Genomic DNA, 9,028 nt, shown 5'->3' on the forward strand with positions numbered 1-9,028 from the left:
GCTGCTAAAGCCCGCAGAGATTGCGGTTAAAGCGCTGTGTTAGCCAGGCTCATCAATCGCTGGAATCAGACAGCGCAGAAGCGATTGTCTACGCTTAAGAGGAACTTACTGAGAAAGGAGCGCGCATGCAGAGTGCATCTTACGGTTTACTGGCGGTCGATAAGCAGGGCAACCGCGTCCTGTTTCTCAACCCGGAAACGTTCGCGGTCGAGCGGGAGCTGAACGCTTTTCCGCCGCGACCGCATGAACTCCTGATGCTGGCCCCCTGGAATAAAGCCTATGTGCCGATTTATGGCGACGGCGTGCACGGCAACAACCCGCATCCCGGCCATAAAGTGGCCGTGATTGATTTACAGCGGCGCGAGATCAGCGGCTTTATCGATCTGTCGCCGCTGCGGTCGCCGCACAGCGGCCAGCTGGGTCGCGATGGCAAAGTCTATCTCTGCTGTGAGCAGAGTGCGGCGGTGGCGGTGATCGATCCTGAGAGCGACAAAGTCGAAAAGATCATTCCGATCCCGTCGCACAACGCCCATCGCCTGACGTTGTCGCCCAGCGGCCGTAAGCTGTTTACCGATAACGAAGAGGACGCCACCATCACCGTGGTGGATCTGTGCGAAGCCGAAGGGCGGGTGATTGATACCATCCTGCTGCCGGGGCCGATTGCCGGCATCGCCGCCTCACCAAAGCATCCCTACTTGGTGGCCAGCGCGGCCGACGCGCCGTTGCTCTATGTGATCGATCGGCAAAGCCACCGTATTCGCCAGCGCCTGACGCTGCCGGGGCATCAGCGGCCCTGTCAGGTGGTGCGCTTCAGTGCCGATGGGGAACAGCTGGTAGCGATTGGCGATCAGGAGCCGTTAGTGACGCTGTTTGACGATCTGCTGAATCCACTGGGCGACATCAGGGTCGGCAATATGCCGATGGATGGCTGTTTCACGCCGGATCGGCAACAGCTGCTGATTGCGAATCAGGATGATGGCACGCTGAGCGTGATCGATCTGACACAACGTAAGGTGATTGCCACGCCGCGGGTCGGCACCGGCTGTGAGGTACTGGGCTACTTTCCGCTCGGTCAGATAAACGGGCGGTGATAGATGGCGGAACTCCAGTGACGGCTGCTGGCATGTTTTTCCGCCTGCCAGCCACGTTTACGCAGTTCGCGCGCAATCATCTTGTTCATGATGCCATGACCGAGCAGCAGCACCGTGCCGCGCTGTGAGTGGTCAATCAGCTTCTCCGCCGCCGCCGAGGCGCGGCTGCGCGCACGTCGCAACGACTCCGCTTCACCCGCATAGCCGCAGAACCACAGCGTCCGCAGCAGGGCCAGCCAGCACAGGGTTGGCAGCTGCACGGCGCTGGCGCGCAGCAGCGGGAGCGCCACTTCGCTGAACAGCTCATCAATCTCGTGCGGGTGCAGGCCGAGCTGACTCAGCGAGGAGCGCGCGCGTGGTAGCGGACTACAGACCACCACCGCCGCCTGACGGGCGATATGGATGCTGCGCGCCGGGGGGCCATCGCTGACCGCGGAAAGATCGTAGGCTTCGCACCATGCCGCCAGCGCCTGGGCGCTCAGACGCCCTGTGGCAGGATGATCGGGTTTACCGTGTCGCATCAAGATAATCGTCATAACGTCCCGGTCCGGTTATTTAAGGTAACGCCATGTTGACGCAGAGGCTGCCCGCTGTCACACGCCGTTCACAGAACTGTGCGACAACGTAGCGCGATGAGCAGGGTTAGCCGTTCCCTCGCTGTTAATCATAAGCGAAAGTGCTGACTTACCCTCAGTGGTGAACTATTTTTGTGCGATTATCTGCAATTAACTGGCTGAATTTGCGACAAAAATGCGTGATGACGCCGGGTGATAGTGAAGTTTAACTAACATTTTTCGGCAGGGTGACTTGATTTATCTACGCGCGTAGATAAACTAGGACCCCAGTGATTGCTCACGGTGCCCGATGTACGGCAGGCTCCATTGATTGTTAAGTTACATTTGCTCTGTTTAAGCGACCGATGAAAAATACATCGGCGAACGGGAGCGGTGAATATGATTCCAACACCAGGGAATCCTTTAACCTTTCATCATGGTTAGTCCACTGAACGTCGTCACCGGGAAATTCCCTTTTTTATCAGGGAACCGACCCACGGACGGGCGTTTATCGATCTGCACAAGCACTCAGGGATAGGATTATGACGGCACACAGCTCCGTTAATCAGCAGGCATCACTGCCTTCCTCCTCAGCCGCCGATGAGCGGTTCAACACCTCTTCAGGCCGCAAAGATTTCTGGCGCGCCACTTTCTCATGCTGGTTAGGCACGGCAATGGAGTATGCGGATTTCGCGCTCTATGGTCTGGCCGCCGGTATTATTTTTGGTGACGTCTTCTTTCCAGAATCGACCCCGGCGATGGCGTTGCTCTCCAGCTTCGCCACCTGGTCAGTCGGCTTTGTCGCCCGGCCTATCGGGGCGCTCTTTTTTGGCTGGCTCGGCGACCGTAAAGGCCGGAAAGTGGTGATGATCGCCACCATTATCCTGATGGGGGCCTCCACCACCTTTATCGGGTTAATTCCCAGCTACGCCTCGATTGGCGTCTGGGCGCCGGCCTGCCTGGTGCTGCTGCGCTTCACCCAGGGATTCGGTGCCGGTGCGGAGTTGTCCGGTGGCACGGTGATGCTGGGAGAGTATGCGCCGGTCGCACGCCGCGGGCTGGTCTCGTCGGTTATCGCGCTGGGCTCTAACAGCGGCACGCTGCTGGCTTCGCTGGTCTGGCTGCTGGTGGTGCAGATGGATCAACAAAGCCTGCTGGAGTGGGGCTGGCGTATTCCGTTCCTCAGCAGCGCGCTGATTGCGCTGGTGGCTCTGTGGATTCGACGTCATCTGCGCGAAACCCCGGTGTTTGAGCGCAGAAAAGCGGAAATGGAAGCGGAACGCGCTGGCGTGCTGGCGGCGCCGGTGGTGGATCAGCGCCCCTTCTTCCAGCGTACCCGCGCGTTCTGGACTATGGTCGGCCTGCGCATCGGTGAAAATGGTCCCTCTTATCTGGCGCAGGGATTTATCGTCGGTTATGTCGCTAAAGTCCTGATGGTGGATAAGTCGGTGCCGACCACGGCGGTGTTCCTCGCCTCACTGTTGGGCTTTCTGATTATTCCGTTTGCGGGCTGGCTGTCAGACCGTTTTGGTCGCCGGGTGGTCTATCGCGCCTTCTGCCTGTTACTGATGTTCTACGCCTGGCCCGCCTTTACGCTGCTGGACACCCGTGAACCGATGCTGGTGATCCCGGTTATCGTGGTCGGCATGGCGCTGGCATCACTGGGTATCTATGGGGTGCAGGCGGCTTGGGGCGTGGAGATGTTCGGCGTGCATCATCGCTACACGAAGATGGCGTTTGCCAAAGAGCTGGGCTCAATTCTGTCCGGTGGTACAGCACCGCTGATTGCCGCTGCTATGCTCTCCTATAGCGGCCACTGGTGGCCGATTGCGGTTTACTTCTCGGTGATGGCCGCCATCGGGTTCTTTACCACCTTTGTTGCCCCGGAAACGCGAGGGCGGGATCTCAACCTGCCCGACGATGCGATTTAGCCGGGCAACGCAGCAAAATCAGCAGGCCGTGTAATGCGGCCTGTTTTTTTATGGAGGAAAGTGATGTGCCTAAGTCGTTAACGGGAAAAGTGACCCGCAGTGAAGTAGCGAAAGCGGCAGGCACCTCAGTAGCAGTCGTCAGCTATGTGATTAATAACGGACCCCGGCCGGTCGCCGATGCAACCCGGCAGCGGGTGCTGGAGGCGATTAAAGCGACCGGTTACCGGCCCAACGCCGCCGCCCGTGCGCTCGCCTCCGGTAACACCAAAACCTTCGGCCTGGTCGTGCCGAACATCAGCAACCCTTTTGTGGCCTCCATGGCACACATGCTGTTGCAGGAGTCGATGAACAACGGTCATGTCATGCTGCTGGGCGACGCGGGCGATGATCGCCAGCGCGAACTGGAGTTAGTGCAGGGCTTGCTGAACCGGCAGGTGGACGGGCTATTTTATAACAGCGTGGATCGCCATCCTTATATCGACCTGATCAAAGCCAGCGGCACGCCACTGGTGATGCTGGAGCGGGTTGCGCCGCAGCCGGGCGTCAATATGCTGCGGGTCAATGAACGTCAGGCCGCCTGGCAGGTGACCTCGCATCTGCTGAGCCACGGCTATCAGCAGGCCGGCATCATTACCGGTCCGGTCGAGATGCTGAATGCGCAGGATCGTATTCAGGGCTGGCGGGATGCGATGCAGGAGCATGGTCTGGTGGTTGATGAATCGCTGATGGTCGCGGCCAGTTACACCCCGCAGGGCGGCTATGCCGCCGCGCAGACCATGATTGCCCGGCAATCTGTGCCGCGTGCGCTGTTTACCAGTAACGAAGGTCAGGCGATTGGTGCACTGCGGGCGTTTTCCGAACACCAGATCCGCGTTCCTCAGGATGTGGCGCTGGTCTGTTTCAACGGCACCGATCATTCCGCTTTTCAGGTCCCGACCTTAACGACCGTGCGTCAGCCACTGCGTGAAATGGCGCGCTCCGCCATTCATATGCTGAAAGAGGGGCAGAGTGAAGCGCAACTAAAGGAGTTTCCACACTATCTTGAAATTGGTGAATCCTGCGGCTGTAAGCCGTAAACCCAGAGTTAACTTATAAAAATATGAAGAGAATTATTATTGATTGCGATCCCGGCAACGGTATCGCGGGTGCCAACACCGATGATGGGCTGGCGATTGCGCTGGCCTTAGCTTCACCAGCCCTGTCGCTGGAAATGATCACCACCGTCGCGGGCAATACGCCCAGTGCCGTCGGGGCCAGGGTCGCTAAAGATCTGATCACCCGGCTGGGATTGTCGATCCCGGTGGTGCAGGGGGCGACGCAGGCGCTGCGGGAAGATCCCGCGCCGTGGCGTGAAACGCTGGATAACCGGGTTAATCAGCTGGCGCTGGGTCAGCTGTGGCAGAATGTCCGGCAGCCCGACGATCTGCCTGCTGACGCGGATGATGCGGCTGACGCCATCGGCAAACTGATCTGCGATAATCCGGGCGAAATTACCCTGGTGGCGATTGGTCCGCTGACCAACGTCGCCCTGGCGATGCAGCGCTATCCGGCGATGGCGGAATCGGTGGCGGAGATTGTGATCATGGGCGGCGTGTTCGCGCTGGATGATTACATCAAAGACACCAATTTTGGCCTCGATCCTGAAGCGGCGCATCAGGTGCTGCACAGCGGGGCCGCGCTGACGCTGGTGCCGATGGATGTCACCACCCAGACGCTGCTGACCCAGCAGGATTTAACCCGCCTGACCGCGGTGGATCATCCGCTGACCCGATTTGTGCGTGACACGCTGCGGCCGTGGATCGACTATTCGATGCAGACCCGCCAGCTGGCAGGATGCTGGATCCACGATGCGCTGGTGGTCGCCTGGCTGCTGAATCAGCGGGTGGCCTCGGGCATCGACTACCGGGTCGATATTGAACTGCGGCCAGGAGCGACGCGAGGCAAAAGCTGGCGTTATCGTCAGCCGCTGCGGGTCAGCGTCGGGGTGCCTGACAACTGTGGCGCGTCTGTGCATCTGCTGCACAAGGTGGACAACGACCTGCTGCTGTCAATTATCGAACAGGCATTCAGCCGTCTTACCGCCTGATGCCACCGGGGAAGATCGCGCCCGCTGGCTGGCGGGCGTTGCCGGGGCGCTGCGCGGCATGCGGTTTAAATCGCTTCGCAGACATCTACCCAGCGGGCGCCGGTCAGCTCGGCCATCTGCTGCGGAGTAATGCGGACGGCGCTATGGATAGCGCCAGCGGCGGGCAACACCTCAGCAAAACTGCGCAGTGAGACATCGCAGTAAACGGTCAGCGGATTCTCCAGCCCGAAAGGGCAGACGCCGCCCACCGGATGGCCGGTCCAGTTAATCACTTCGTCCACGCTTAACATCCGTGCTTTCGCCCCCAGCGCCGCCTTGAGCTTCCGGTTATCCAGCCGGGCATCGCCGCGCGTAACGATCAGCACCACATCATTTTTCACTTTCAGGGACAGCGTCTTGGCAATCTGGCCTGGCGTCACGCCGTGGGCGCGGGCCGCCATCTCCACCGTCGCGGTGCTGACAGGCAGTTCAATAATTTCAATTTCAGGGGCGTGTTCGGCAAAGAACTGGCGCACAGACTCCAGACTCATCTTTCTCTCCAGGCTGATCGAAGGCGTAGAAATTGCCATAAGCCTCAGAAGCTGTAAACGAGATAAACGGAGATTTCGTCAGTTCAGAACAGGTTTAGCTGCCGCTCAGGGTGCAGTTGCCACATTGCTCTACGTCGGGAATGCGGTAACGCTGGCAGCAGCTGCGGCGTACCAGTTCGCCGTTGCGCGGGATCATGGTGCGATAGAGGGGATTATCGCTGCCATCCAGCAGCCGCTGAGTGAAGAACAGCGCCTGCTCCAGTTGCAGCACCAGCGACTCATCGATCTGCGTTTTCAGCTCGCCGAGGAACCACTGGAATGAGTAACCCATATTGTTCCAGATGAGCCTGGCGTTGATGTCACCATGCTGGGTGATGCCATTCACCACCGGGATCAGATGCTGCTGTATCAGCCGATCAATGCGCTGCCGCGGATTAAGATAGTGCGCCTCTTCATCTTCCTGCACCTCAATCCAGAAGATAGCCGGATGACCATGCGGGTGGAATCCCACCCGGATATGCTCTGGCGAGCAGTCCAGCGCGCGTGATTCCTGGAGCAGAGCCATCAGCAGCGGCGGGAGCAGCAGGCCAAAATACCACTGCGCCCAGAGTGAGAGCACCGGTTTCGCTTCACGCACCGCATCGGGGTGATCGCGATAAAGATAGTCGCTGTAGCGCTGGATCAGCGGGGCAAAGGCGTCGGTGCGAGACCATTCGGCCAGGGTCTGACTGTCGGACGGGGCAGGCTCGCTGAGTCGGGTTGACTCCAGCAGATAGCTGCGCTGCTGTTGCAGCCGCTCCTGCAAACTTTCCGCCAGCGGGCGGTCGTTTTGCCGGAAGATCATCGTCTGTGCGCTGAAACGCTGTGTCTGAGCTGTTACGGTTGCCATGCCGATCCGCCAACGTGTAGATAAGAAAGCAAATGATAATCGTTATTGATTAACTCTACAAGTCGTACAGAAAAACAGCCATCCCTGGCAGCGGAGAGGCGGCAATCAGATCCGCAGGCAGAATAAAACGGGTGAGCCGGAGTCCAGGCTCGCTTTATCCGCGGAGGGGTGTTGCGTAATTACTCCAGTTCGCTAAGGGGCTGAGGCGATTTGCGGGGTAAATCTTCCCAGGCGAGCAGCGTGTTTCGCCCCTGATTTTTAGCCACATAGAGCGCGCTGTCCGCATTAGCCACCGCCTGATCAAATTCATGATCGTAAATAGGCGCAATGCCAGCGCTGATAGTGACGTGGGTTGAGACGGTTTCATTGAAACGATGGGGAATTTCCAGGTCAGCCACATACTGACGGATCCGCTCTGCCAGCTTCATGGCGATCGAACTGTTCACGTTGGTCATCAGCACCAGAAACTCCTCACCGCCATAGCGGGTCACCACATCCCGCGAACGCACCGCATCCCGGATCGCGACTGAGACCCGCGCCAGCGCCTGGTCGCCCATGGCATGACCATAATTGTCGTTATAGGCCTTGAAGTGATCAATATCCAGCAGCAGGACATAGTGGCTGCCTGCATGGTTATGCAGAATATTGTCGAGCCGGTTCTTCAGGCCGCGGCGGTTATAGAGCCCGGTGAGCGGATCGAGCATGCTGAGATCGCTGAAGGTCTCTTTTTCTTCATACAGCTGGTGCATCAGGCGCAGGGTAAAGTTGTCGGCGCGGCGGCGCATCAGATGTTGCAGCGAGAAGCCAATCAGCGGCAGGGTGATGGTCAGCAGGATCAGCGGCAGATGCTGGCCCTCATCCAGCAGCAGCACGGTCACCACCGGCGGTGTGACATGCAGCCAGAAAGCGACCAGATAATCGCTCAGGGCGATGGCGCTGATAAATAACACGCTGATTAAGCTGATAATAAGAAAGCCCCCATCGAAATAGAACACCTGATGAAAGCGATAATTAATATGCCAGGCCCAGAATGCTCCCAGCAGCAGCGCTACCGGATTTAATAACGGAAGTTTTGCTTTATTCCAGATTAAATATGAGGTCAGCATGACACCACTGAAAGCCGCGATGCAGATAACCGGCAGGGTCGTGCCGCTCCCGTCACTGCTCATGGCAGGCAACAGATAAAACAGAGAAACGGCAATATTTAAAAACAGAAAAAGCAGCAGCGAAAGACGATATTTGCTGTGTTTTAGTTCTTCATAGGATTGTAATTTCATTATAAATACTCGTGACGGCCCTGAAATATCAAAGCGCAAGCCGGCAAAAAAGGCGTGCCGGACAGTGAGCAAATTATTGCTGTTATTAAAAGTGTTATCGGCCGCAATCTAGCATTTTCCAACGGATCTGTCATCTTCGCCGCCGGGCCAGAAAAAAACAGGCTGCGGGGAGCAAAAAACTATCATATGATAATGGGAATGCTTATCATTTGAGGTTGATGCTATGGGGATGGCCATCATTGCCGCCTGCGGCCTGTGGGGAGTGAGCTGGATACTGGGGAAGAAACTGGATAGCGGGTGGGGTGTGTTACTGCCTTGTGCCGCGCTGCCGCTGTTTGCGCTATGGGAACCGAGCTTTAATCAGTGGCGGATAGTGATGGTGATTACGCTGTTGCTGACTATCGGGATGCTGTTTACCCCGCGTCTGCGCCATTATCTGCTGCTGCCATCCTGTCTCGCCTTAGCGGGCGGCATGGCGGCTATCTCAGTGAATTTTCATCTGAGTTAAAAACGAAAAAGGGGATAGGGCGTCTGACAAAGAGAATTAAAAGGAGATGAATAATCACAGCGGGAAAAACAGAGGAGTGACAACGTTGGTGCGAAGAGAGGGACTTGAACCCTCACGTCCGTTAAGACACTAACACCTGAAGCTAGCGCGTCTACCAATTCC

Annotated in this window: 9 protein-coding genes; 5 read left to right on the forward strand and 4 right to left on the reverse strand. The window is 57.7% G+C overall.

The features are described 5' to 3' along the window. The first annotated feature begins 125 nt into the window (after window positions 1–125). Window positions 126–1,091: a WD40 repeat domain-containing protein gene (locus tag ACCW71_RS13045; protein WP_436371970.1), complete on the forward strand. Its 966-nt coding sequence runs from the start codon at window positions 126–128 to the stop codon at window positions 1,089–1,091. Here the strand turns inward: ACCW71_RS13045 and ACCW71_RS13050 are convergent. Continuing rightward, window positions 1,073–1,627: a histidine phosphatase family protein gene (locus ACCW71_RS13050; protein ID WP_436371972.1), complete on the reverse strand. Its 555-nt coding sequence runs from the start codon at window positions 1,625–1,627 to the stop codon at window positions 1,073–1,075. The two genes, ACCW71_RS13045 and ACCW71_RS13050, sit on opposite strands and share 19 nt — an antisense overlap. Before the next feature lie 560 nt (window positions 1,628–2,187). Between ACCW71_RS13050 and ACCW71_RS13055 the strand changes: the two genes are divergently transcribed. The 3 genes from ACCW71_RS13055 to ACCW71_RS13065 all read left to right on the forward strand — a co-directional run bounded on the left by ACCW71_RS13055 (window position 2,188) and on the right by ACCW71_RS13065 (window position 5,662). Further along, on the forward strand, window positions 2,188–3,576 hold the full coding sequence (locus ACCW71_RS13055; RefSeq protein ID WP_436371974.1) for an MFS transporter: 1,389 nt from the start codon (window positions 2,188–2,190) through the stop codon (window positions 3,574–3,576). Between the two features lie 65 nt (window positions 3,577–3,641). Continuing rightward, window positions 3,642–4,652 (forward strand): LacI family DNA-binding transcriptional regulator, encoded by a 1,011-nt coding sequence (locus ACCW71_RS13060; RefSeq protein ID WP_436371976.1) that lies wholly within the window; start codon window positions 3,642–3,644, stop codon window positions 4,650–4,652. Window positions 4,653–4,675: 23 nt separating this feature from the next. After that, window positions 4,676–5,662 (forward strand): nucleoside hydrolase, encoded by a 987-nt coding sequence (locus ACCW71_RS13065; RefSeq protein ID WP_436371978.1) that lies wholly within the window; start codon window positions 4,676–4,678, stop codon window positions 5,660–5,662. Between the two features lie 65 nt (window positions 5,663–5,727). Here the strand turns inward: ACCW71_RS13065 and ACCW71_RS13070 are convergent, their stop codons facing one another. The 3 genes from ACCW71_RS13070 to ACCW71_RS13080 form a co-directional block, all read right to left on the reverse strand. Beyond that, entirely contained in the window at window positions 5,728–6,192 is a 465-nt protein-coding gene (locus ACCW71_RS13070; protein WP_436371980.1) for a YbaK/EbsC family protein, read from the reverse strand. A 94-nt stretch (window positions 6,193–6,286) separates the two neighbouring features. Next, window positions 6,287–7,081, reverse strand: a complete 795-nt coding sequence (fhuF, locus tag ACCW71_RS13075) for a siderophore-iron reductase FhuF (RefSeq protein WP_436371982.1) — start codon at window positions 7,079–7,081, stop codon at window positions 6,287–6,289. A gap of 179 nt (window positions 7,082–7,260) precedes the next feature. Then, window positions 7,261–8,358: a diguanylate cyclase gene (locus tag ACCW71_RS13080; RefSeq protein ID WP_436371984.1), complete on the reverse strand. Its 1,098-nt coding sequence runs from the start codon at window positions 8,356–8,358 to the stop codon at window positions 7,261–7,263. Between the two features lie 223 nt (window positions 8,359–8,581). On the opposite strand from ACCW71_RS13080, the gene ACCW71_RS13085 reads away from it, so the two are divergent. Further along, complete coding sequence (locus tag ACCW71_RS13085) at window positions 8,582–8,866, forward strand: DUF1435 domain-containing protein (RefSeq protein WP_436371986.1); 285 nt, start codon at window positions 8,582–8,584, stop codon at window positions 8,864–8,866. Window positions 8,867–9,028: the final 162 nt, after the last annotated feature.

It is taken from the genome of Pantoea sp. C2G6 (assembly GCF_051336815.1).
Lineage (GTDB): Bacteria > Pseudomonadota > Gammaproteobacteria > Enterobacterales > Enterobacteriaceae > Pantoea.

Excerpts from the sequence above, each read along its gene's own strand:
- ACCW71_RS13045 (WP_436371970.1), top strand. The coding sequence starts at position 126 with ATGCAGAGTGCATCTTACGGTTTACTGGCGGTCGATAAGCAGGGCAAC.
- ACCW71_RS13050 (WP_436371972.1), bottom strand. The coding sequence starts at position 1,627 with ATGACGATTATCTTGATGCGACACGGTAAACCCGATCATCCTGCCACA.
- ACCW71_RS13055 (WP_436371974.1), top strand. The coding sequence starts at position 2,188 with ATGACGGCACACAGCTCCGTTAATCAGCAGGCATCACTGCCTTCCTCC.
- ACCW71_RS13065 (WP_436371978.1), top strand. The coding sequence starts at position 4,676 with ATGAAGAGAATTATTATTGATTGCGATCCCGGCAACGGTATCGCGGGT.
- ACCW71_RS13070 (WP_436371980.1), bottom strand. The coding sequence starts at position 6,192 with ATGAGTCTGGAGTCTGTGCGCCAGTTCTTTGCCGAACACGCCCCTGAA.
- fhuF (WP_436371982.1), bottom strand. The coding sequence starts at position 7,081 with ATGGCAACCGTAACAGCTCAGACACAGCGTTTCAGCGCACAGACGATG.
- ACCW71_RS13080 (WP_436371984.1), bottom strand. The coding sequence starts at position 8,358 with ATGAAATTACAATCCTATGAAGAACTAAAACACAGCAAATATCGTCTT.
- ACCW71_RS13085 (WP_436371986.1), top strand. The coding sequence starts at position 8,582 with ATGGGGATGGCCATCATTGCCGCCTGCGGCCTGTGGGGAGTGAGCTGG.